This window comes from Arminella tubonensis, assembly GCF_003240585.1.
Classification (GTDB): Bacteria; Pseudomonadota; Alphaproteobacteria; order Rhizobiales; family Rhizobiaceae; genus Rhizobium; species Rhizobium tubonense.
This window is the reverse complement of the sequence record NZ_PCDP01000035.1, coordinates 77,382-100,483: the sequence shown is the minus strand read 5'-3', so window position 1 is coordinate 100,483 and position 23,102 is coordinate 77,382. Positions and strand designations below refer to the sequence as shown.

Annotated in this window: 19 protein-coding genes; 12 read left to right on the top strand and 7 right to left on the bottom strand. The window is 61.4% G+C overall.

The genetic code is table 11. The annotated features are described in order from the left end of the window. Positions 1 to 52 precede the first annotated feature (52 nt). The 3 genes from ligA to CPY51_RS12130 are packed head-to-tail and all read left to right on the top strand — an operon-like array spanning position 53 to position 2,929. Entirely contained in the window at positions 53 to 2,206 is a 2,154-nt protein-coding gene (ligA, locus tag CPY51_RS12140; protein WP_111160479.1) for an NAD-dependent DNA ligase LigA, read from the top strand. Between the two features lie 46 nt (positions 2,207 to 2,252). Then, positions 2,253 to 2,549, top strand: a complete 297-nt coding sequence (locus tag CPY51_RS12135) for a type II toxin-antitoxin system HigB family toxin (RefSeq protein ID WP_111160478.1) — start codon at positions 2,253 to 2,255, stop codon at positions 2,547 to 2,549. Continuing rightward, positions 2,549 to 2,929, top strand: a complete 381-nt coding sequence (locus CPY51_RS12130; RefSeq protein ID WP_111160477.1) for a helix-turn-helix domain-containing protein — start codon at positions 2,549 to 2,551, stop codon at positions 2,927 to 2,929. Before CPY51_RS12135 ends, CPY51_RS12130 begins: the two co-directional genes overlap by 1 nt. A 193-nt stretch (positions 2,930 to 3,122) precedes the next feature. Here the strand turns inward: CPY51_RS12130 and pbpC are convergent, their stop codons facing one another. From pbpC to CPY51_RS12110, 4 genes are all read right to left on the bottom strand, one after another. Beyond that, entirely contained in the window at positions 3,123 to 5,210 is a 2,088-nt protein-coding gene (gene pbpC / locus CPY51_RS12125; protein ID WP_111160476.1) for a penicillin-binding protein 1C, read from the bottom strand. Beyond that, the gene (locus tag CPY51_RS12120; RefSeq protein WP_111160475.1) at positions 5,210 to 10,663 is read right to left on the bottom strand and encodes an alpha-2-macroglobulin family protein; all 5,454 of its coding nucleotides are present in this window, start codon (positions 10,661 to 10,663) and stop codon (positions 5,210 to 5,212) included. The genes pbpC and CPY51_RS12120 overlap by 1 nt, the downstream gene beginning before the upstream one ends. A 188-nt stretch (positions 10,664 to 10,851) precedes the next feature. After that, positions 10,852 to 11,538, bottom strand: coding sequence for a DUF2161 domain-containing phosphodiesterase (locus CPY51_RS12115; protein WP_111160474.1), 687 nt, complete (start codon positions 11,536 to 11,538; stop codon positions 10,852 to 10,854). 62 nt (positions 11,539 to 11,600) lie between these two features. After that, positions 11,601 to 12,242 (bottom strand): DUF1007 family protein, encoded by a 642-nt coding sequence (locus tag CPY51_RS12110; RefSeq protein WP_111160964.1) that lies wholly within the window; start codon positions 12,240 to 12,242, stop codon positions 11,601 to 11,603. Positions 12,243 to 12,520: 278 nt separating this feature from the next. Here CPY51_RS12110 and CPY51_RS12105 point away from each other — a divergent pair, with 278 nt between their 5' ends. From CPY51_RS12105 to CPY51_RS12085, 5 genes are all read left to right on the top strand, one after another. Further along, positions 12,521 to 13,366, top strand: coding sequence for a MetQ/NlpA family lipoprotein (locus CPY51_RS12105; RefSeq protein WP_111160473.1), 846 nt, complete (start codon positions 12,521 to 12,523; stop codon positions 13,364 to 13,366). Between the two features lie 106 nt (positions 13,367 to 13,472). Then, a complete protein-coding gene (locus CPY51_RS12100; RefSeq protein WP_111160472.1) occupies positions 13,473 to 14,564 on the top strand; it encodes a methionine ABC transporter ATP-binding protein in 1,092 nt (363 codons plus the stop codon). Next, complete coding sequence (locus CPY51_RS12095; protein ID WP_111160471.1) at positions 14,545 to 15,198, top strand: methionine ABC transporter permease; 654 nt, start codon at positions 14,545 to 14,547, stop codon at positions 15,196 to 15,198. The genes CPY51_RS12100 and CPY51_RS12095 overlap by 20 nt, the downstream gene beginning before the upstream one ends. 127 nt (positions 15,199 to 15,325) lie before the next feature. Next, positions 15,326 to 15,916, top strand: coding sequence for a 3'-5' exonuclease (locus tag CPY51_RS12090; RefSeq protein WP_111160963.1), 591 nt, complete (start codon positions 15,326 to 15,328; stop codon positions 15,914 to 15,916). Between the two features lie 62 nt (positions 15,917 to 15,978). Further along, the gene (locus CPY51_RS12085; RefSeq protein WP_420820691.1) at positions 15,979 to 16,467 is read left to right on the top strand and encodes a CreA family protein; all 489 of its coding nucleotides are present in this window, start codon (positions 15,979 to 15,981) and stop codon (positions 16,465 to 16,467) included. A 280-nt stretch (positions 16,468 to 16,747) separates the two neighbouring features. Here the strand turns inward: CPY51_RS12085 and CPY51_RS12080 are convergent, their stop codons facing one another. Next, positions 16,748 to 17,212, bottom strand: a complete 465-nt coding sequence (locus CPY51_RS12080) for a chemotaxis protein CheW (RefSeq protein ID WP_111160470.1) — start codon at positions 17,210 to 17,212, stop codon at positions 16,748 to 16,750. Between the two features lie 449 nt (positions 17,213 to 17,661). Between CPY51_RS12080 and CPY51_RS12075 the strand changes: the two genes are divergently transcribed. From CPY51_RS12075 to CPY51_RS12065, 3 genes are read left to right on the top strand one after another with little or no spacing between them, the layout of a single operon-like run. After that, a complete protein-coding gene (locus CPY51_RS12075; RefSeq protein WP_111160469.1) occupies positions 17,662 to 18,267 on the top strand; it encodes an SCO family protein in 606 nt (201 codons plus the stop codon). 8 nt (positions 18,268 to 18,275) lie between these two features. Then, complete coding sequence (locus CPY51_RS12070) at positions 18,276 to 19,400, top strand: FAD-dependent oxidoreductase (RefSeq protein ID WP_111160468.1); 1,125 nt, start codon at positions 18,276 to 18,278, stop codon at positions 19,398 to 19,400. 14 nt (positions 19,401 to 19,414) lie between these two features. After that, positions 19,415 to 20,293, top strand: a complete 879-nt coding sequence (locus CPY51_RS12065; protein WP_111160961.1) for a 50S ribosomal protein L11 methyltransferase — start codon at positions 19,415 to 19,417, stop codon at positions 20,291 to 20,293. Between the two features lie 208 nt (positions 20,294 to 20,501). Here CPY51_RS12065 and CPY51_RS32825 read toward each other — a convergent pair whose 3' ends face one another. Further along, positions 20,502 to 20,669 carry a hypothetical protein gene (locus CPY51_RS32825; protein WP_195909530.1) on the bottom strand — a complete coding sequence of 56 codons (168 nt, stop codon included), beginning with the start codon at positions 20,667 to 20,669 and terminating at the stop codon, positions 20,502 to 20,504. A 279-nt stretch (positions 20,670 to 20,948) separates the two neighbouring features. Here CPY51_RS32825 and CPY51_RS12060 point away from each other — a divergent pair, with 279 nt between their 5' ends. Continuing rightward, entirely contained in the window at positions 20,949 to 22,784 is a 1,836-nt protein-coding gene (locus tag CPY51_RS12060; RefSeq protein WP_111160467.1) for an aminopeptidase P family protein, read from the top strand. Positions 22,785 to 22,793: 9 nt separating this feature from the next. Here the strand turns inward: CPY51_RS12060 and CPY51_RS12055 are convergent, their stop codons facing one another. Further along, on the bottom strand, positions 22,794 to 23,102 hold the full coding sequence (locus CPY51_RS12055) for an AzlD family protein (RefSeq protein WP_111160466.1): 309 nt from the start codon (positions 23,100 to 23,102) through the stop codon (positions 22,794 to 22,796).

The window sequence follows — 23,102 nt, the reverse complement described above, 5'->3', positions numbered from 1 at the left end:
CATCGCCAAAAATTGCTCTAAAACCATCTCCAGAATCTCTGGAGTGATGCTCATGCCGACCGATCTGCCTGCCGTCGATAGCTTGACCGAGGGAACTGCCGCTGCCGAGCTTGAGCGGTTGGCGAAAGAGATTGCCCATCACGATGCGCTCTACCACGGCAAGGATGCGCCGGAGATTTCAGATGCCGACTACGATGCGCTGAAGCGGCGGAACGACGCCATCGAAGCGCGCTTTCCGGATCTTATCCGGGCCGACAGTCCGTCGCAGCGGGTCGGAGCTGCACCTTCGGTCACTTTTTCGGCTGTCGTCCACGCCCGCCCGATGCTGTCGCTCGACAACACGTTTTCTCAAGAGGACGTCCAGGATTTCGTGGCTGGGGTCTATCGCTTCCTTGGGCGGCTGCCCGACCAGTCGATCGCCTTTACAGCGGAGCCGAAGATCGACGGGCTCTCCATGTCGATCCGCTATGAGAACGGCCGTCTTGTCAGCGCCGCGACGCGTGGCGACGGGACGACCGGCGAGAACGTCACGGCCAATATCAGGACGATCAAGGAGATACCGAACCAGCTTCCAAAGGGAGCGCCTGCTGTCGTCGAGGTGCGCGGTGAGGTCTATATGGCCAAAAGCGATTTCCTGGCGCTGAACGCGCAGATGGAGGCCGAGGGCAAGCAGACCTATGTCAACCCGCGCAACACCGCCGCCGGTTCGCTGCGCCAGCTCGACGCGAAGGTCACCGCCAGCCGCAAGCTGAAGTTCTTCGCCTATGCCTGGGGCGAAATGTCGGAGATGCCGGCCGATACGCAATATGAGATGGTCCAGGCATTCAAGAACTGGGGTTTTCCTGTTAACCCGTTGATGAAGCGGCTGAATTCCGTTGACGATATCCTCGCGCACTACAACGAGATCGGATTGCAGCGGCCGGACCTCGATTATGATATCGACGGCGTGGTCTACAAGGTCGACAGCCTCGAATTGCAGGCGCGGCTCGGCTTCCGGTCGCGCAGCCCGCGCTGGGCGACGGCGCATAAATTCCCGGCGGAGCAGGCATTTACCCATCTGGTCGGCATCGATATCCAGGTCGGTCGCACCGGTGCGCTGACGCCGGTGGCGCGACTGGAGGCGATCACGGTCGGGGGCGTAGTCGTCACCAATGCAACGCTGCACAACGAGGACTATATAAAGGGCATCGGCAACAAGGGTGAACCGATCCGCGAAGGGCGCGACATCCGCATCCACGATATGGTGATCGTCCAGCGGGCAGGTGACGTCATTCCGCAGATTGTCGATGTCGTCATGGAGAAACGCGACGCGACGAGCAAGCCCTACGAATTTCCGACGATCTGCCCGGTCTGCGGCAGCCACGCCGTCCGCGACATCAACGAGAAAACCGGCAAGATTGACGCAGTGCGGCGTTGCACGGGCGGTTTCATCTGCCGTGCGCAGGCGACCGAGCACCTGAAGCACTTCGTATCGCGAAATGCCTACGACATCGAGGGGCTGGGCGCCAAGCAGATAGACTTCTTCTTCGAGAGCGAAGATCCCGCGCTGCAGATCCGCACAGCGCCCGACATCTTCACGCTCGAGGCGCGGCAGGCGAACTCGCTGACCAAGCTCGAGAATATCGAGGGTTTCGGCAAGGTCAGCGTCGGCAAGCTCTATGCGGCCATCAACGAGCGCCGGACGATCGCCCTCAATCGCTTCATCTACGCGCTTGGCATTCGCCATGTCGGCGAGACCAACGCCAAGCTTCTGGCGCGCTCCTATGGCACCTACGGCGCCTTTCAGCAGGCGATGCAGGATGCGGCACCCTTGCACGGAGATGCCTGGAACGATCTCAACGCCATCGAAGGCATCGGCGAAGTCGTGGCGCGCACCGTCGTCGAGTTCTTCAAGGAGCCCCGCAATACCGAGGTCATCTCGCGGCTGCTGAAGGAAGTGACGCCTGACGAAGCCGAGCAGCCCGTCGCCTCGGGAAGCCCGGTCGTCGGCAAGACGGTGGTCTTCACCGGATCGCTGGAAAAGATGACCCGCGACGAAGCCAAGGCCAAAGCCGAGAGCCTCGGCGCAAAGGTCTCAGGCTCGGTATCCAAAAAGACCGACATCGTCGTTGCAGGCCCGGGAGCGGGTTCGAAGCTCGACAAGGCGCGTGAGTTCGATGTTCAGATCATGGACGAGGACGAGTGGCTGGCGTTGATCGGGGGGTAGGGTGGCTGTGCCTTGACATGTTCCCATATTGGGAATAATAACGTGCATGCAGATCATCTCGAAGTCAACTCTGAGAGCATTTTGGGAGCGCCATCCCCAAGCAAAAATACCGTTAAGCACGTGGCACGCGGTTGTCAGCAAAGTCGAGTGGCATCGTCCAGCAGATATCAAGTTGATGTTCGGCTCAAACGTGGACTTCGTGGGTGACAACAGAGTGATCTTCGATATCGCAGGAAACAAATATAGACTGGTTGTCTATGTCGCATACTCGTTCAAACGCGTGCTGATAAAGTTTGTCGGCACCCATCGGGAATATGACAAAATCAGTGCGGAGACCGTATGATGGATAATATCAGACCGATCAGAACGGATGCGGACCTTGCCTGGGCCATTTCGGAGATTGAGCCTTATTTTGAAATGCCGCCAGAAGCGGGTACGCCGGAGGCGGATCGCTTTGATGTGCTTGCAGATTTGATCGAAGCCTATGAAAGCCGGCATTTCCCTATCGATGATCTTGAGCCGATAGTCGCGTTGCGCGCTTTCATGGAAATGACCAACAGAAGCCAAAGTGACTTAGCCGGGCTGCTGGGCTCGCGCTCCCGGGCATCGGAAATTCTTAATCGCAAGCGGGCGCTCACTATCGAGATGATCTTCAGGTTGCGTGAAGCCTGGGGCTTGCCGGCGGATGTGCTTGTTCGTCCTTATGAGTTGGCGGTGGCTTAGAGTTTCGTCAGCTCTGGCCCCGAGGCCATCCCTCGTGGTTGGAGGTGTGTCTACGCTGCGCTACGCCTACACCTCACCATGAGGGATGGGGCGGCGGTTTTTTCTAGCCTTTGCGATCGTTTAGCCCTCATGCTGAGGTGCGGAGGCTTTTGGCCGGAGCCTCGAAGCACGAGGGCGCTTGCTCGGGGCAGCGTCATTTTGTCAAAAACACCCCAACAGTCGCCGCCCTTCCTACCGCGTCGATCACCGTAAGCGTCGAATAGCCATTGCCGTCTGGTTGCCATTGGCTGATGCGGTTGCGGGAGATGTCGGCGAGCGGCTTGCCGTTTGCGAGCCAGCGGAAGGGCGCGCGGCCGCCTTGGAGTTTGAGGACGAGCGGCATCAGGGTACCGTCGCCGTTGGCGCCGAGTTCGACATGCGCGCCTTCTGGCGGGTAGACGATCTGTGGGGCGGGTTCGCGCGTCGAAGCGGAGAGGAGGCCGCTTGTGGTCATAGAGAACCGGCGCTGGCTTATCGGTAATTGGGATTGGGCTATGCGGACGGCGCCTGTCGGGGCGGCTGGCAGGGGTGTAATGCCGACGCCGGATTTTTCGAAGGCCTGGAAGAGGATCGGTGCTGCGGTGCCATAGCCGGTGAGGCCGGGGACGGCGCCGTTGTCGGGGCGTCCGACCCAGACGCCGAGCACGTAGCGGCCGTCGTAACCGACAGACCAGGCATCGCGGAAGCCATAGCTGGTGCCGGTCTTATAGGCGATTCCATGCTGGGCGCTACCGGCCGGCGCGATGATGCCTGAGAGGATGTCGGCAACATTCCATGCGGCGACCGGTTCAAGCAGGGGTTCGCTATCGACGATGGCGGGCTTGTCGACGATGCCGTCGCCGAGGCGGACGGGATTGCTACGATTGGCAAGGCCTGCATAAAGCTGGACGAGGTCCTTCAGCGTTATGCCGAGGCCTCCGAGACCGATCGCGAGGCCGGGTGTTTCGTTGGGCGGCAGGACAGGTCTCACATCGGCGCGACGGAAGCGGACGAGCAACCGGGTCGGGCCGACGGCGTCGAGTATCCTGACGGCGGGGACATTCAGGGAGAGTTGCAATGCCTGGCGGACGCTGACGTCGCCTTGGTAGGTGGTGTCGAAGTTCTTCGGGCGGTAGCCGAAGAAGTCCGCCGGGCGGTCCTCGATGATGGTCTCCTGCGAGACCAGTCCCTGCTCGAAGGCGAGGCCGTAGATGAATGGCTTCAAGGCCGAGCCGGGAGAGCGGTAGACCCGGGTCATGTCGATCCAGCCGTAGCGGCTGCTGTCGAAATATCCGGCGGAGCCGACCTCGCCGACGATCTCGCCGGTCTTGGAATCGGCCATGACCATGGCGATCGAGACCTTCGGGTCCAGGCGAGCCGCTGCTTCCTTCGTAACGGTCTCAAGTCCCTGCTGGATGCGTCGGCGCAGTGTCGTCCTGTGCTGGTCGACACCGGGCTCCTTGCGAAGTGCGGCTTCGGCCAGATGGGCGGCGTAAGCCGGCAATTGCAGCCTGCCGGTGGGGATCGCTGTCAGTTCGGCGCGCTCGGCTTCCCCATCGCCAATGACCTCAGCAACGGCTGCGCGTTGGAGTACACGATGGCGTGCGGCGGTAGCGGCTGCAAGATTACGGTCGGGACGGCGTCTCTCGGGGAGCTGCGGAATGGCGACCAGCATGGCCGATTGCGCGACCGTCAGGCGGCGTGGCTCCTTGCCGAAATAGGCAAGGCTCGCCGCACGGATGCCCTCCAGATTGCCGCCATAGGGGGCGTGGGTCAGGTAGAGGTCGAGAATCTCAGCTTTACTCAGCCGCCGCTCGATCTGGATTGCTCGGACGAGCTGCAGCAGCTTTGCGCTGATTGTCCTTTCGGGGCGCGGCTCGAGCAGGCGGGCCACCTGCATCGACAGCGTCGAGGCGCCGGAGACCACGCGCCCGTGGGTGACGAACTGCAGGGCGGCGCGACCGATTGCGACGAGGTCGACGCCGTGATGCTGCTCGAAGCGGCGATCTTCGTAGGCAATCAGCATGCGGACGAACTGCGGATCGACATCGGCGGCGGTGGTCTTCAGCCGCCAGCGGCCTTCCGGTGTCGCGAAGGCTCGGAGCAACTGGCCGTCGGCGTCGAGAACTTCAGAGGAGACGAGGTTGGCTTTTTGCAAAGGCGGCGGAAAGGCACGGTCGGCAACGTCGAGACCGAACATTGCCGCCGTCACCAGAAGGGCTGCCGCCGATACGCCAAACCCGAGTTTTCGCCAGATCGACATTATTTCGCCGCCTCGACCTCCATGCGACCGGTCGCCGTGCGGGCAAAGAACTGCGGCCGATACATGTCCTCGACATTGGCGCCCGGCTGATCGTACGTACCCGGCGTCACGGCGCGCACGACATAGGCGAGCGTGATCTCGCCGTTGTCGTCACCGGTGCGGTCCATCGCCGCGATGAAGCGGTCGCTGCGGAACTCGACATGGGCCGGTTCGACTTCGCCGATCCAGTCGAAGTTCGAAAGCTGGGCGCTGTTGACGAGACCGGGATTATCGATCTCGAATCCGGCGGGCAGGAGGTCGGTGATCATGATCTTCGATGGCCAGCTGTTGGTCTGGGTGACCTTCAGCACGACCACATAGCGCTCGTTCTGCTTGACCTGGCTGACATTGGCCTCGTCGCCTCCAAGCGTGTAGTAGGCGCGCTCGATCTTGAAGCCGTCGCCGCCTGCTGTCAGCGGCTGTTTCGGGGAGGCGACGGTGGTTACCGACGCCTGCAGCGGTTGCGTCGTCTGGTTGGTGACCGTGACGGGGTGTTCGAGCAGGGCGTCGCCAGTCATCCGGGCGCTGTAGGCACCCGTATGGGCAGCGCCGTTGACGTCGAGCTTCAGGTCGTCATCGCCGTTCGCCAGTGCGCGGGCGGCGAGCAGCATCCAGGTCTGTTCCTGGGTGCTGGTATAGGCTTTCTGCTGCCATTCCTTGGAGACGATCTTCGTCAATTCCGGGACGATCGGCGGCACGGGGCGGCTTTCGGCAGCCAGCGCCAGGACTGCGGCACCGTCGCGCAGCGTCGAGCCGTAGTCGGAGCGGATGAAGCTCACCTTGGTCACCGCATCCTTTTCCGACATCTGCAGGGCGGCGAGGAACGTGCTCTTCGAGCGCTGCGCGTCTCCGTAAAGCGCGAGTGCGGCTGCCAGGTGCGCCTTTGAGAGCGGCGTCGGAAAGTCGTTGAGCATCGTATCCGCGTAGTAGCGCAGGTCGCTGATCGAGGCCTTGCGGTTTCGGGCGAGCACGTAGAGCGCATAGGCGATCTCGTTGCCGTTGTCCTTGACGTTGGTGTCGCTGGCGGTCGAGTTCTGCAGATTGTCGAGCGCCTGAACCATGGCCTGGTCCGGGACGTTGTATTTCTGTTCGCGAGCGCGGGTCAGGAAGTCGGTGACATAGGCGTCGAGCCAGAGATCGCCGGAGCCTGGAGCCCAGAGGCCGAAGCTGCCGGTCGAGGACTGATAGGACAGAACCCGATAGATGGCATCCTGCACGCGCTTTTGCGTATCGGGATCCTCAGGCAAGCCGGATTTCTTGGAGAGCTCGCTCAAATAGAGCAGGGGCAGCGACTTGCTGGTGATCTGCTCGGCGCAACCGTAGGGGTAGCGGTCGAGGCTCATTAGCAGCGCCGGGATATCGAAGCCTTGCGCGCGGGCGACGTTGAGGCTGACGGACGCGCCCTGCAACAGGCTATCGGCCAGGAGGTCGCCGTTGACCGTCAGGCTCGTTCCGGGCTGGATGGTCAGCGGACGGCTTATCGTCACGGGCAGGGAAGAGGGGCGAACCGGGATGTCGAGCGATTGCTCCAGCGAAATGCCCGATGCGTTCGACAGCTTGACGGAGACGACGCCGTCGCCTGGTTGCTGCCCGGTCAAGGGCAGGGTCAGGGCGACCTTGCCGCCGGCGGTCAGGTTGATGGTTTGCAGGGACGCGGCCTGCGCGACCGCTATCGCCGGGTTGCTGGTGACCTGGAGCTGGTAGGCGCCGGCGGGTGCGTCGGTGTTGGCGATGTCCAGACGGAGTTGGCTGTTGTCGCCTGGGCTTAAGAATTTCGGCAGGCTGGCCGTGACCACGACCGGGTCGCGAATGACGACATCGGTGCTTGCGTGGCCGACGCCATGCTTCGACCAGGCGACCACCATGATGCGCGCCGTGCCGTTGAATTGCGGTATGTCGAAGCTGACGGACGCCTTGCCGTCCGGGCCGACCTTCACCGGTCCGGAGAAGAAGGCAACCAGCTTCTCGGTGGGTGGGCTGCCCTGCAGGGCGACCGCGGCGCCGTCGCCGCCGGTGCGCAAGTGGCCCGTGGCGCCGAGCGAGCCGTCGATCAGGCGGCCGTAGAGATCGCGGATCTCGAGCCCGAGCTGGCGCTGGCCGAAATACCAGCCATCGGGGCTTGGCACCTCGTAGCGGGTCAGGTTCAGGATGCCGACGTCGACTGCGGCAACCGTGACGTAGGCCTCCGTGCCGACATCGGCGCCGCTGACTTCAACGGGAATGACCAGCGGCTGGCGCGGCAATGTCTTTTCAGGCGGCGTCAGCTTTACGGAGAGCTTGCGGTCCGCCGGATCCACCTTCAGCCATTTGACGCCGATGGCGCGCATCGGCATGCGGCTTTGCTGGGCGGTGCCGGGGCGGAAGAGCGTGGTGGTGATATAGGCGCCCGCGCCGAAATCGGCAGTGACGGGAATGTCCACCTCGCCGCCGCCTGCCGGAATGCTGGCGGTCTCGGTTGCGATGACGTTTTCTGTGCCGATCGTCACGAGCACCTCGCCGGCGAAGCGTGGCGAGACCTTCAGCTTGGCGGTGTCGCCGATTGCGTAGGTCTCCTTGTCGAGGCCGATGACGAGACCATCCGGCGTCTCCGTAGAGGTCGATGCGACATAGAAGCCAGCCTCGAATTCGACGCTGGAGGTCGGGCCATCAGCGGCTGCGGTATCTATCTCAAGACGGAAGCGGCCCCAGGTGACCGGAACCGAGATTTCTCCCCCATCGGTCGTGGTGTTGATCGTACCGTTTGCGACCTGCTTGGTGGAGGTGACGGGTTCGTATTTCCAGGCGGTGCCGTCGCGGTACCACTGGTAGTTCTGCTCGATGCTCAGCAGTTTCCAGTTCAGGCCGGATAGCGACTGCTTCTGGCCGTCCTTGTCGAGGGTGATGACATTGAACCGGCCGATCGAGTTCTCGGCAAGATCGCCTGAAAACTCGGGTTTGATACCGATCATCGGCCCCTGGGCCTTGACCGGAAGGGTCAGCGACCGCTCGACCGCGCGACCGCCGGCTTCCTGCATGCGGATAGTGATGTTGGCGTTCAGCAGCTGGGTCGTCGCGGGCGCGTCGGCGATGTTGACGTCAAAGGTCTCGTGGCCCTGATCGTCGACCGGCTGCAAGTCGTCCAGAGGGACTTTGGTGTCCTCGCTTGCCTGCTCGTCGGCGAGGCCAAACAGATAGTTCGGAAAGTCAGCGTTTTCACGCGTCGTTTTCAGCGACACCTCGCCCTCGAGGTTGAGGCCGGCTGCGGGGGCGCCGTAGAGATAGCGGCCGTCAACGCTCACCTGCGCCGGCTTGCCGATCTCGATATTCTTCGCGTCGCTCTTCAGGTCGAACTCGATCCGGTCGGGCACGAAGTCATCGACCAGGAACTGCTTTTCGCCGATCGCCGTACCCTTAGGGTCGGTGAAGGCCTGCATCGTCCAGGTTCCGCGCATGGAATTGGCCTGCAGCGGCAGGTCGATCGTATAGCCCCCGAGCGTGCCGTTGCTGACGATCCGCCGGTCCTCGACGCCGTCAGGCCGGGTGAAGATGAAAGTGAGCGGCAGATTTTCGACTGCGGCTGCAGCGCTGTCGCGCGCGAGCGCCGAGGCATGAACGGTCTCGCCGGCGCGGTAGATGCCGCGTTCCGTCCAGGCGAGCAGGTCGATCGCACCCGGGGAAGCGCGGCCGGTGACGCCGCGGTCGGAGAGGTCGAAGCCGGCGCGGGTCATGTCGAGGAAGACGTAGTCCTTGTCGCCGTCCTTGGCGGTGATGACAGCCGGTGTCAGCGCCGCGGTACCGCGCATCAGGCCGGCGGTGAAGGTGGCGTGGCCGTTGGCGTCTGTCTTTGCCGTGCCGAGAATCTCGTTGTTCTTGGCGAGTAGCTGAAGCTCGATGCCGGCGAGCGGTTTGGCGCTATCGAGCGAGCGGGTAAAGACGTTGAGGCCGTCGGTGCCGGCATAGGTCGAGATGCCGATGTCGGAGACGACGAACCATTGCGTTGCCTGTGAATCCCATTCCTGCCCGCCGTTTGGAAGCGTCGCGGTCAGGACGTAGACCCCAGGCTTGCGCTGCGGCAGCGCTTCGCCGACAGGGAAGCTGGTCACGATATCCTTGTTCAGATCCGACTGGATATCGATTGCACCCTGCCAGACCAGTTCGCCTGATTCGTCCTGCAGCCGCTGGGCGCTGTAGCTGTCGATCTGCGTCAGGAATTGCGAGCTGGTCAGAAGTGGGGCGATGCCGCGATCGCCGATGCGGTAGAGCTTCAGGTTGGCGCTCGGTGTGTTGACCGAGACCAGCGGAATGCCGCGGCGAACGGTTTCCGGCAGGACGAAATTGTCGCCGGTGAAGTGGACGCTTGCGGAGCGATCCTTGACGTAGAGCGTGAGGTCGGCCTGAGCCTCGAGGTTTTCGTCGACGGAGGAGGGGAGGCCGGCGCGGACCGTCAGCTTGTAGCGCTGGCCGTGGGTCAGGCCTTCGACGCAAATCTGGTCACCCTTGGCTTCCAGAGCTTTCGGCGTTGCACCGTCGAGCAGCACAAAGGGGGTGTAGTCCGTGCCGCTCTTGATCAGCTGTTCGGAAAACTGCACGCAGGCTCGCGGCGTTATGCTGTCGTTGTCGATGGTGTTGGCAATGATCCGGAAGCCCTGCCTGGTTCTCAAATCCGCATAGGCCGCCTTGACGTCCCTCGACTGGACCAAAGCGAGGCTGGCCTTGTAGGCGTTGAGAGCCGCACGGTAGTTCTGCGAGTTCGCCAGAGACGTCGCCAGCACAGCGAGCGCGTCGGCGCGGCTCCCGGTGGTGCGCGTCAGCTGGTAGCCGTTGAGCGCGGCAAGTGCTGCCTGTCCGGCAACATCGGAATTGTCCTTGATGCCGTTGGCAGCGCGAGCTGTCTCGATCCACAAGGCACTGTTGTCCGGCGTGATCGCGAGCGCACCCAAGAAGGCCTTGACGGCGTCGACGGCGTTGCCGGCGGAGAGGTCTACATGTGCAAGCGCCACGAGGCTTTCGACGCCCTGGTTCTTCTGATCATCGCTCAAGGCCAAGCCATCCTTGGCGGCGGCGGCGTCCTGGACCAGCTTGTCGGAGACGAAGGGTAGTGCCGGGGCGGCGCCAATGTCAGGCTGGCTGGCGGCGTCGACGATCTTGCCGGCAATGGCGCCGGGGAAGCTGTTCAGCTGGTTGAAATCGGATTTGAGGAAACACCACTTCACCTTGGGGTTATAGGTGAAGGCGCGGCAGGAGTGATCGCCGATGCAGCTTGTCTCGCATTGGTCGAGCGTCAGGTTCTGCTCAGTGCGCAGGTCGAAACCGAAATAATCGCCGTCCTGTGTGGTGACTGCCTGGCGTTTGGTATCTGCCGCACCTGCCGGCAGCACTGCAGCAATGGTGGCAAAAAGAAAGGCCGACAGTCCGATAAACGCGCGCTTAGACATGGAACCCCCCGCAGTGCTTTAGATATGGCGCACTTTTCTACTTTCGGCTGAATTGTCAACCGAGCTCGGAGCCCACATTCCCGTTTTCACTGTAATTCCAAGGGGACACGGAGAATGAGACCAATAAAGGATACGCGAAATATCTAGTAGCTGCCACAGATCGGAACAGTTGGCGGCGGCAGGTCTCGTCAAATCTCGGCGGCGATCGTGATTTCGGCCTCGGGACTTAATTGCGGCCAGCGCTGCAGGGCCAGCCGTCCTTGCTCGGTCAGTGCGTAAACGCCGCGATCGACCCGCTCGAACCAGCCGTAGACATTGTCGAGCAGAATCTTGGCGGCGTCGGCCGCGAGGGCACGGATGTCTCTTGGCCGCTGCGGGCCGGCTTCCAGCGCCGCAGCGCAGGCCAAGGCCCGCTGGCGATAGGCGGTCATGACAGGCATGCGCGACCCTCCGCCGGCGGTCGGATCTCCCTGGCGACGTTTGTGCTCGCTGATGAGCCGGGTTCTCCGGCGAGGATTCTTGCGCGGCATCGGCGAGCATGGGCTGACAAGGACGTCGACGGTGCCGAGATCTGAGACGCCGAGCATGCCGAAGCCGAGCCTGCGGCAGAGGTCGCGAAAACGGCGATCCTTTTCACGGCCTTTTCCCTTGGTGGAAATTCGAGCTGCGAGCCAGACCTCGTCGCTGGCCGCAGCACGGTCGACCGCCTGCAGCACAAGCTCGAGGTTGAAACTCAGCTTCAGCTCGCAGATGACGACCAGCGGTGGCTCGCCATCACCAAGTGCGAGAAGGTCGCAGCCGCCGATCTCGCCCTTGACGGTGTAGCCCGCCTTTTCGAGGAAATTCTTGATCGGCAGATAAAGCGTCGTCTCCAAATCACACCCCTTGAAAGGTGAATGCCGAATCGCCTTTTGGCACTCGACGCCAATCTATTGGGTCAGCACTGAACTTCCAATCGTGTCGCGACCAGTTGGGAGAAGTTCGTCCCCATCGGATCGTTGAAGAACAGCGTGGTGAGCGTTGCCTGGTTCTGGGCGATGATCTGGTCTGGATTGGGCCTGACGACCTTGCGTTTGCAGGCGCCGAAGGCGGCGCCCGTCGTTGCCATGTCGGTGTCTTCAGCGAAATCGACGGCGGTATAGAGGCTCGGATCGTAGATGCCGAAGATCAGAAGCCCCTTGAGCGGGGTCTTCTCAACCGGCTTCAGCGAAAAGGTCAGTGTCAGCGCGCCGTCCTTGTAGTCCGCATGCATCACGTCAGGCTTGCCCATCGGCACGGGTTTGCCGTTGAGCGTGACGTTCGTATAGTAATTGTACTTGCCCAAGGACTCGCGGACGGTCTTGCCGACCGCTTTGAGTTCACTGGCGTCGAGGTTCAGGTCGCCGTTCTTGTCAAAATCGAGAAGGACGGACGAGGAAAACACCTCGTCGAACTGCCAGACGTTCTTCAGCTCGGCGATCGTCCCATCCGGCGCGGCGACGACTGCGAATTGCGCGTCGATGAAGATGTGGGGATGCGCATCTGCTGCGACGGGCAGGAGCGAGAACGCGGCAGCCAAGAGGAAAAATGATCGTTTCATGGAGCCGTGCGTTTTGCGGTTGCCGTGGCCGGCGGATAATAACTCTCTTTGCTTGTCGACGAGCAATGAGACGAATTTGGGACTGGTCATTGCGGGGGCGCGTTCGAGGTAGTCTATAAAATTAATGGAATTATATCTCGCTAATACGTGGCAACCCAAACGAGTTTTCCCGACATCAGCTTGAGTTAGGACAATCGTTCGTCGCGCCTCCCGTTCGCAATTGCGATTATGCGATTGCTTTGGGGCGCCGAGCCTCTTTTTTCAGACGGGATAAAACAATGATCAAAAAGACAGCTTTCCATACTCAATCAACCGGCATTTCTCGTCGCAGCGGCCTCGCGTTGTTGCTGGCGTCAGTCGTAGGCCTCATGGGCCTGACAATCGCAGCTCCGACCTTCGCCGCCGACAAGACGATCAAGGTCGGCATCATGAGCGGCGAGGACGAAGACGTCTGGCGTGTCGTGACATCGGAGGCCGCAAAGAAGGGTCTCAAGGTCGAGACCGTGGTCTTCAACGACTACACCCAGCCGAACGATGCGCTCGAACATGGCGAGGTCGACGCCAACGCCTTCCAGCATCAGCCCTATCTCGACAACCAGGTGAAGACGCACGGCTATCACATCGTTCGCGTCGGCTATACCGGCGTCTGGCCGATCGGCCTCTACACCAAGAAATACAAGTCGGTCGCCGAGCTGCCGAAGGGCGCCGTGATCGGCGTTCCGAACGATCCTTCCAACGAGGGGCGGGCGTTGCGCGTTCTTCAGAACGAAGGCGTGATCAAGCTCAAGGACGGCACTGGCATTCTCGCGACCACCGCCGATATCGTCGCCAATCCGAAGAACATCGAGATCAAGGAACTCGACGCGGGTATCGTCGGCCGTTCGATCGACGATCTTGACGCCGCAGTCGTCAACACCGACTGGGCGTTGAAGAGCGGGCTGTCGGCACAGGACCGCATCGCGCAGGAACCGGTCACCGACAATCCCTATCGCAACTTCATCGCGGTCAAGCAGGGAAGCGAAAACGAGGCCTGGGTGAAGACGCTGGTCGCCTCCTACCAGAACGATACCGTCAAGGCCGCGTTCGACAAGGTCTACAAGGGAACCGGCATCAGCGCCTATTAATTGACGATCCTGCACCTCTAGCGGTGGGGCATCGGGCGGCTCAGGCATTCTTGTCTGGGCCGCCTTCGGTGTTTTGGCCAAAGCCTAGTATTATGAAAGCATGTCTATGAATTCCATTGTTCCAGCGGCCGCCATCGAGCGACAAACTTCATCGGATGAAGCCAGCGACGACATCGTCCGGCTTGTCGATGTGTACCGACGTTTCGGCGAAACGGCAGCACTTGACGGCATATCGCTGCGGGCGCGTCGTGGAGAGATACTCGGGATCATCGGGCGGAGCGGGGCGGGGAAATCGACGCTGATCCGCTGCCTCAACGGGCTGGAGCAGTGCGATTCCGGCGAGATCCACATCGAAGGCCGGAATATTGCGGGGCTTTCGGAACGTGAGCTGCAGCCGCTTCGCCGCCGGATCGGCATGATCTTCCAGCATTTCAACCTGCTGTCGGCAAAGACCGTCGAAGAGAATGTTGCCCTTCCGTTGAAGATAGCCGGCGTGGCCAAGACAGAGCGCCTACGTCGCGCAAGTGAGTTGCTCGAGCTCGTTGGGCTGTCGGACAAGGCGAAGGCCTATCCTTCGTCTCTCTCAGGCGGCCAGAAGCAGAGAGTGGGCATCGCGCGGGCGCTTGCCGCGAGGCCGGCGCTGCTTTTGTCCGATGAGGCGACCTCCGCGCTCGATCCGGAGACAACGCGCTCGATCCTGGCGCTTTTGAAGGACATCAACCGCAAGCTCGGCCTGACCATCCTGCTGATCACCCATGAAATGGAAGTCGTGCGCGGCATAGCCGATCGCGTCGCGGTCATCGATGCCGGCCGGATCGTCGAGGAGGGGCCGGTATGGTCGATCTTTGCCGAGCCGAAGAGCGAGGTGACGACCAGCCTCCTGTCCGGCATCCGGCCGCAACTGCCGGAGCATATCGCGCGCCGCCTTTCACCGAGCGGTGGCACCGAAGTGATCTTCAGCGTCGATCTGGCTGGCCCAGCCGCCCATGGAGCGCTTTTCGCGGACCTTTCGGCCGCATTTCCGCATTCGTTCCGACTCGTTCATGGCGGGATCGATCATATCCAGAACCAGCCGGTCGCCCGCTTTTTCATCACGGTGCCGACGAGGGATGCGGGGCTCCCCGCCCGGGTTCAACAGTTTTTGACGGCCAGATCGGCTCGGGTGGAAGGACTTGGCTATGACACCGATCATGCTTGAACTGCTTTGGCGCTCGCTTTGGGAAACAATCCTGATGACGGGCGCATCCGGCATCATCTCGCTCGTTGCCGGATTGCCGCTCGGCCTTGCGCTGCTGATCACCGCACGCGGCGGCATTGCCGAGCATCGGGGGATCAACCGCGTTCTCGGCGCCATCATCAACGGGTTCCGCTCGGTTCCCTTCATCATCCTGCTCGTCGCGCTGATCCCCGTGACACGGCTGATTGTCGGCACGTCGCTCGGCACCTGGGCTGCGATCGTGCCCCTGGCCATCGCCGCCACGCCCTATTATGCGCGTATCGCCGAGGTGTCGCTTCGTGAAGTCGACCGGGGGCTGGTGGATGCCGTGCGCGCCATGGGCGGCAACCGCTGGACCATTATCCGCGAAGTGCTCGTTCCCGAAGCGTTGCCGGGCATCGTTGCGGGATTCACGGTCACGCTGGTGACGCTCATCGGCGCGTCCGCCATGGCAGGGGCGATCGGGGCCGGCGGCCTTGGCGATCTTGCCATTCGCTACGGCTACCAGCGCTTCGAGACCACCGTCATGATCGCGGTCGTCGTCGTGCTCATCGTGCTGGTCTGCGGCATGCAATGGCTGGGCGACCGCCTGGTCCGAAGGCTGGATCATCGCTGAGGCTGTATCCACAGGCGCAGCACCGGCCGGGGTAGCAGTCAAGGTTGGGTCGTGCAAATTTAAGGCATTGCTGCGGCCCGATTCTTTCTGGCCGCGGTTTCCTGTTTCCGCCAACCCGGACGTCCCGTTGAAAACCATTGCCGTCGATTTCGAAACTGCCAACGAGCAGCGCGGAAGCGCCTGTTCCGTCGGGCTTGCCTGGGTCGAGGACGGTCGGGTAACGCGCGTCGAGGAGCGCCTGATCCGGCCGAAGGAGATGCGGTTTTCGGGCTTCAACATCGCCATCCACGGTATTCGCCCTGAGCATGTCGAGGACGCGCCGACGTTTCCCGAGGTGATGGACGAATTTCACGACGATTTCCGTGGCGCGACGATGATCGCGCACAATGCCGCCTTCGACTTCAGCGTCTGGCGCGCCAGCCTCGATCACTATCGTCAGTCCTACCCAGAGCTTTCCTATCTCTGCAGCCTGAAGATGGCGCAGCGCATTTGGCCGCATCTTCTTTCGCACCGTCTGAATGTTCTCGCCGAACATCTGGCGCTGCGGTTCAAGCATCACAATGCCGCCGAAGATGCCGCCGTATGCGCCGCAGCCGCGATCGAGATGGCGAAGGTCGTCAAGGCCGCTGACATCGCGTCTATCCCGGCGAGAATCGGCATGTCGATCGGACGGCTGACGGCGCGCGGCTACGAGCCTTGTACCTGTCGCCGGGCATAGTCCGTTGCTTGCAATGGCCTAGGCGAGGCTTATCTAGTGCATCGCATCAACAGGGAGATCCCATGCCCATGCGCCGCATTCACATTCTCGCCGCCTCTATTCTTACGCTTTTCGCCGGGACGGCCTCGGCCGAAGTGGTCGGCAAGGTCGGGGTCGACTGGACCGGCAACGATATCATCATCGATGCCGTTACGGACCCTGAAGTTTCGGGCGTCACCTGCCATGTCACGTATTTCGACCGCAGCGTCATCGACCGGTTGAAGAACGGCAAGTGGTTCGAGGATCCGTCGAACAATTCGATTTCGTGCCGCCAGACCGGACCGATCGAAATCGACAAGATCAGCCTGTCGGAGAGCGGCGAGGAGGTGTTCCGTGCCGGCATGTCGCTCATCTGGAAGAAGTTGGTGGTCAACCGTGTCTACGACAAGAAGAACGACACGCTGATCTACTTGGCCCATAGCCGGGAACTGACGGATGGTTCGGCGAAGATGTCGATTTCGACCATTCCGCTCTACGGACAGTCGGTGACATGGAAGAACGGCAAGCCTTGAGGCCTGTAATATAATAAGCGATCTAATTGTACCAAAAAAAGTCGGTCGCCTTGGTTGTGGATTTGCCGTTTGTCCGGGCGGCGGGCTTTTGATCGAGGTTAACTTAGGGTTAAGCTGACACCGAACATGGAGGAGGGACTGGCCGAAAGCCACGCTCATTTTCCCTGTTCATGCCTTGCCCGGCCTGCATTCCGGCTAACACCCCAGTCGGGGCGCATGGACAAACAGTCGCCCTGGAGTTCCTGCTCCAGGGCGATCTGCGTTTTATCTCAAGGATACCTCAGGCGGCCTGCGCCAGCTCGTCGGCGATGACGGTGTCGAGGTTGAGGAAGCAGACCATGGTCTTCTCCAGCGCGACGATGCCGCGGCAGAAGGCGCGCTGTGCTTCCGGAATGATTTCCGGAGCCGGCTGCAGATCCTCGCTCTTGATGGTCATCATGTCGGAGACCTGCTCGACGAGCAGGCCGACGAGCTTTCCGGCGATATCGGTGACGATGATGGCGGAACGTTCCGATGGTTCGGTCATCTTCATGCCGAGGCGGCAGGCCATGTCGATGACGGGGATGACCGCACCGCGCAGGTTGATGAGGCCGAGAACGTAGGGAGGGGTGTGCGGCATGGGGGTCACCGGGGCCCAACCGCGGATTTCGCGGATGGCCATGATGTCGATGCAGAATTCCTGGTCGCCGAGATGGAAGGATACGATTTCCAGGTAGGCACCCGTCTGTTTGATGGCGTTGGTCATGGTCAACTCTTCCCGGTTGGCAGTTGCCTAGAAGGATGCGACCTTCACGGCAAAATGGATCAAAGGCTCACAGCTCCGAGCAACGATGTGCTCCAGGGCATCAGGAGCGTCCGGCGCACGACAAAATGCGGCTCGAACTTCCCGGCGGGCATCATGCCCTGTTAAAATCGAAATGATCTGGCTGGCGGATGGTGTCTTTGCGCGGGCCAAGTGCTGCGATTGTTGACTTGTAGTGGTTACGATCGACTTAACGGCGCGTCGTCCAACCAAATAACCTTGCGCTCATATGTCACTCAATGCCTCTGTCGCTTCGTGTTAGGGTGCCCGAGATATCGCCCGGCGCAGAAACGTCTTGTTGAATTGCACCCGTGGTCCGGACGCGATATCACGCGGCGCGGGGTTCTTGGCCGCTCGCTGGGAAATGAGCCGCCGCAGGGGATAAGGCAGTCATGAAAAGAGTTCGCATAGCGGTTTGGGTTGTCGTGTTGATTCTGGCAGCAGTGCTCGGCTGGCTGACACTCGGCATCACCAAAGGGCCTGACACGACGGCCGCTCAGGGACCGTTCGGCGTTCCTTTTGCGCTTGTCTCGCAAAGCGGCCAGCCGATCACGGAAACTGCCTTCCGTGGCAAGCCGGCGGTGGTGTTCTTCGGCTATACCCATTGCCCTGATGTCTGCCCGACCACGCTGTTCGAAATGAACGACTGGTTGCAGAAGGTCGACCCGGATGGCTCGAAGCTCGGCGCCTATTTCGTCACAGTCGATCCCGAGCGTGATACGCCCCAGATCATGAACGAATATGTCTCGAATGTTTCCAAGCGGATTACCGGTATTTCAGGCCCGCCCGACAAGGTCATGGACATGGTCAAGGGGTTCCGGGTCTACGCCAAGAAGGTTCCGGTGGACGAAAAGAACCCGACCGGCGATTATACCATGGACCATACGGCGCTGGTCTTCCTCCTGGACGGATCGGGACGGTTTGCAGGGTCGATCGCCTATCAGGAAGATCCCGATACGGCGGTCAAGAAATTGGAGAACCTGATCAAGAAGGGGTAGGGGAGATCATGGCCGGGGGAAAAACGATCCTGATCGCGGGCGCGGGGCCTGCTGGTCTTGCCGCTGCGCTTGAGCTGGCGAGGCGGGGCTTCTCACCCCGGATTGTCGATGACGGAGATGGCCCGGCACCGCTCAGCGAAAGCCGGGCACTCGGGATCAACGCCCGGACGCTGACGCTGCTATCGCCATCCGGTGTGACCGAGACCATCTTGGCGGAGGCCCAGCAGATCGCTCATTTTCGCGCGCGATCCACGACCAGGCAATTGTTCGAGCTCGATACCAGCAAGATTCCCGGACGGTTCAGTGCCCTCCACGGTCTGGCTCAGGGGGCAACGGAACGTTTGATGATTGCCGCACTTGTTTCATATGGCGTCACTCCCGAATGGAACACGGCAGTGCAGGGCATAGGGCTGGACAGAAACAAGCCGGAAGTGACCCTGCGCCGGCCCGATGGCTCGATCGAGACTGTGCAGGTGGATATCGTCATCGGCGCCGATGGCGCGCATTCTGTCGTGCGCAAATCGATAGGCCTCGGCTTTCCCGGGGAGGCGCTCGAAGCCTCTTTCTACCTCGCCGATTTTCGCTATTCCAAGCCGATCGATTCGCATTTCGCCGAAATCAGGCTTTTCGATCCAGGGATGGTCGGGCGTCTGCCGCTCGCCGTCGATACCCTGCGCTTCATCTCGACGCTTCCGGATTTCGAAAGCAGGATTGCGCATCCGGACCTCGATCACGAAAAGACCTGGTCCTCGCAGTTCCGTATCCACTTTCGCCACGTCGACCGAATGTCGGCTGGAAACGTATTCCTTGCCGGCGACGCTGCGCACATCCATTCGCCGGCAGGGGCGCGCGGCATGAATCTCGGCATAGAGGACGCCAGTTGGCTGGCCTACCTGATTGCGGAAGGACGTGAACAGGAGTATTCGGCGCTCAGAATGCCTGCGGTAAAGCAGGTCTTAAAGCAAACCTACGGACTGACCAGGCTGATCACCATGAAGAACCCGTTGGCGGTTGCGCTCCGCGACTTTGCGGCGCCGCTGCTTCTGCGCCTGCCGTCTGCCAGGCATTACCTGCTGCGTGGCGTGGCCGGTTATGACACGCCGAAGCCGCCATGGATCGACTGGGCCGAATGAAAGAGACCGACGCGTTGAATGAAATTCGCTTGTATGTGAGCACGACCGAACAAAAGGCCGAGCAGATCCTCGACCTCATGACCCCTGTCTTCGAGGACGAGGAATTGCCGATCGCAACCTCGGAGATCGACGAGAAGGCCGATATCTGGGAAGCCTCGATCTATCTCTACATGGATCAGGAAGAGGACGTGCGTGAAAGGTTTGCGGCGCTGCTGAAGCCCGCCTTTCCGGAACTTGCGATCGAGAAGGAAGTGATCCCCGATGTCGACTGGATCGCGAAATCGCTCGATGGACTGAAGCCGGTGCGGGCAGGGCGTTTCGTCGTGCATGGATCGCATGACCGCGACAAGCTCCGTCCGAGCGATATCGCCATAGAGATCGATGCCGGCCAGGCGTTCGGTACCGGTCATCACGGCACGACGGCAGGCTGCCTGGAGACGATCGAGACTGTCGTCCGCAGCCGGCGGGTGCGCAACGCGCTCGATCTCGGCACTGGTAGTGGCGTGCTCGCGATTGCCGTGCGCAAACTGAAGAACATTCCGGTGCTGGCGACTGACATCGATCCGATCGCCGTTCGTGTGGCTCGCGAAAACGTCCGGCGCAATGGCATTGCCTCGGGGATAAGCCTGGAGACCGCTCCGGGATTCCACTCGACGTCTTTCTCGCGGCATGGGCCGTTCGACCTCATCATCGCCAATATTCTGGCGCGACCGCTGATCCGCATGGCTCCGCAACTGGCCGCTCATCTGGCGCCCGGCGGTTCCGTCATTCTGTCCGGCATTCTCGCCTCCCAGCGTTGGAAGGTAATCGCTGCCTATAGCGGCGCAAATCTTCGCCATGTCCGCACGATCTGGCGCAACGGCTGGGTGACGATCCACCTCGATCGTCCTTAAACGCCTCGCAAACTGATTCCGGCTGCGATCGTAACTAGGCTGTCTTGCTAAGAAATCCCCGAAATGCAAAAGGCGGTGCCAATGGCACCGCCTTGCAGATCAGTCTTACCTGACCTTACCCGCGAGCTCGAGGGGAGGAGTGCTCAAGCGGGCTCTAGCGTTCTTATCTTCGATCCGGAGGAGGGGGAGGAGACCGGACCTCGATATATCAGAACGCGTAGCTGTTTGCGCCGTTACGGCGGATATCACCATGGCTTGCGCCGACCATCTTCGACGTTTCGGCCTCGATCTGACGAAGCGCGCCGATAACATGGCGCACGGTCCGGCGTTCGCCAGCCTGCAATGGGCTGCTATATGCGAAGCGAGAGTTGGCCATTTTCATTTCCTTTTCGGGTGGGTTCGTTTTCCGAACCCGTTGATGTCCCCTATATAGCTAGTCCGACGCAGAGCGGCAGATGGGAATGCATCATGGTAGCCATGCGTCAATCGCATGTCTTTCGCCGTCGTGTTGCCATAATCACGAATCTATGCTCGGAAAATGGGCATTTGCTCGGATGAGCGTTTTCGCGTCGCATTGTTTCGCAATGGTGATGAATTCGGCTAACATGGGGGTGCAGCCTGGCTGCGGATTCGTGTTCATCTCACCGGGTAGCCCATGTTTCAGTCCTTCGACGTCACCTCCACTCCGCAATTCGGCCGCGAACGCGTGGCGGGCCTTAGGGCCTCCTTCGACGCGCTCGGCATCGATGCCTTTCTCATCCCCCGGGCTGACGAATACCAGGGCGAATACGTACCGGCGTGCTCGGAGCGACTGGCGTGGCTGACCGGGTTTACGGGCTCTGCCGGCGTCGCGCTGGTGACGCGATCGCAGGCGATCGTCTTCGTCGACGGCCGCTACACCACGCAGCTTGTCGAGCAGGTCGACCAGACGGTTTTCACCGGCGGCGATCTGGTCAACGAAGCACCGCACATCTGGATACCGCAGCATGCGCCAAAAGGGCTTCGCCTCGGCGTCGATCCCTGGCTTCACACCGGCGCGGAGGTGCGCCGGCTTGAGAAGGCGCTGGCTGATATTGGCGGAACGCTGGTATTCCTGCCGCACAATCCTCTTGATCGACTCTGGAGCGATCGGCCCGGCGAGCCGCTGGGTGCGGTGATCATCCAGGCCGTCGCCCAAGCAGGCGTTCTCGCAACCGAGAAGATTGCGACAATCGCGCAGTCGCTCGAGAAGAAGAACCTTTCGGCGGTGCTGGTCACCGATCCGTCTTCCGTCGCCTGGATATTCAACATCCGCGGCAGCGACGTGCCGCACACGCCTCATCCGCTGGCGCGCGCCATTATCCATGCGAATGGCAAGGCCGAGCTGTTTCTCGACAAACGCAAGACCAATATCGAGGCGGAGGCCTATCTGGCGCAGATCTGCGTCCAACTTTCGCCGTCGGAGCTGACCTCCAGGCTGGCAGCGACCTCAGCCGGTGGCGGCCGCATCCTCGTCGATCCCGATCTCGCACCGTATGCGCTGACCGATCTCATCCGCCGCGAAGGCGGGGAGGTGGTCGAGGGGACGGATCCGGCAAAGCTGCCGCGTGCTCGGAAGAACACCGCTGAACTTAATGGCTCGGCTGCTGCCCACCTCCAGGACGGCGCTGCGATGGTCGAATTTCTCCATTGGCTGGAGACGTCCAAGCCAGGCACGGTGACGGAGATCGCTGCTGTGAAGAAGCTTGAAGCCGTGCGTGCCCATGTCGGGCTGAGCATGCAGAACCCACTGAAGGACGTGTCGTTCGACACAATCTCGGGCGCCGGCGAGCACGGGGCTATCATCCACTATCGCGTCACGACCGAGACCGACCGCAGGCTGGAGGCGGGCGAGCTGTTCCTGGTCGATTCCGGCGCGCAATATGTCAATGGCACCACCGATATCACTCGCACGGTCGCGATCGGTACAGTGCCGGAAGAGCAGAGACAGTTCTTTACGCTGGTGCTGAAGGGCATGATCTCGATCAGCATAGCGCGTTTTCCCGTGGGAACACGCGGTTGCGATCTCGATCCGCTGGCGCGCATCGCGCTCTGGAAGGCCGGGGCGGATTACGCTCATGGCACCGGGCACGGCGTCGGCTCGTTTCTTTCCGTCCACGAAGGGCCACAGCGTATCTCGCGTCTGTCGACGCAGGAATTGTTGCCCGGAATGATCTTGTCAAACGAACCCGGCTACTACCGGCCCGGCAGTTTCGGCATCCGCATCGAGAACCTGATCTATGTCCGCGACGCCGAGGAGATCGGCGGCGGCGACATGGCGATGCTCGGTTTCGAGACTTTGACCTATTGCCCGATCGACCGCAGCCTTGTGGTCAGCGAGCTGTTGACGCACGAGGAGCTGCATTGGCTCAACGACTACCATCTCCGCACCCGCGAGGCGCTGATGCCGTTGATCCACGACGCGGACGTTCGAAGCTGGCTGGAAAACGCAACCCTGCCACTCAGCCATTGAGCGCGGCTATCAGCCCGCCAGATGGCGCCAGGCCATGGCCACGGCCCAGCCGGCGATCAACATTGCCGTAGGCGAGAACCGCAGGCCGACGACGAGCGCAATTGCCATCGCTACCTTGGTGTCCGTCCCGCCGTTGAAGAAGGCGGGGGCAACCAGCGTTGTCAGCACGGCGGCGGGCACCGCATTCAGGGCCGCCTCCATGCGCGGCGGAATGCGCGCCATCCGCGTGATCAGCACATAACCGCCGAAACGCGTGAGATAGGTGACGATCGCTGCAGCGGCGATAAGAAGGACCATGTGGGGATCAAACTGCGTCAT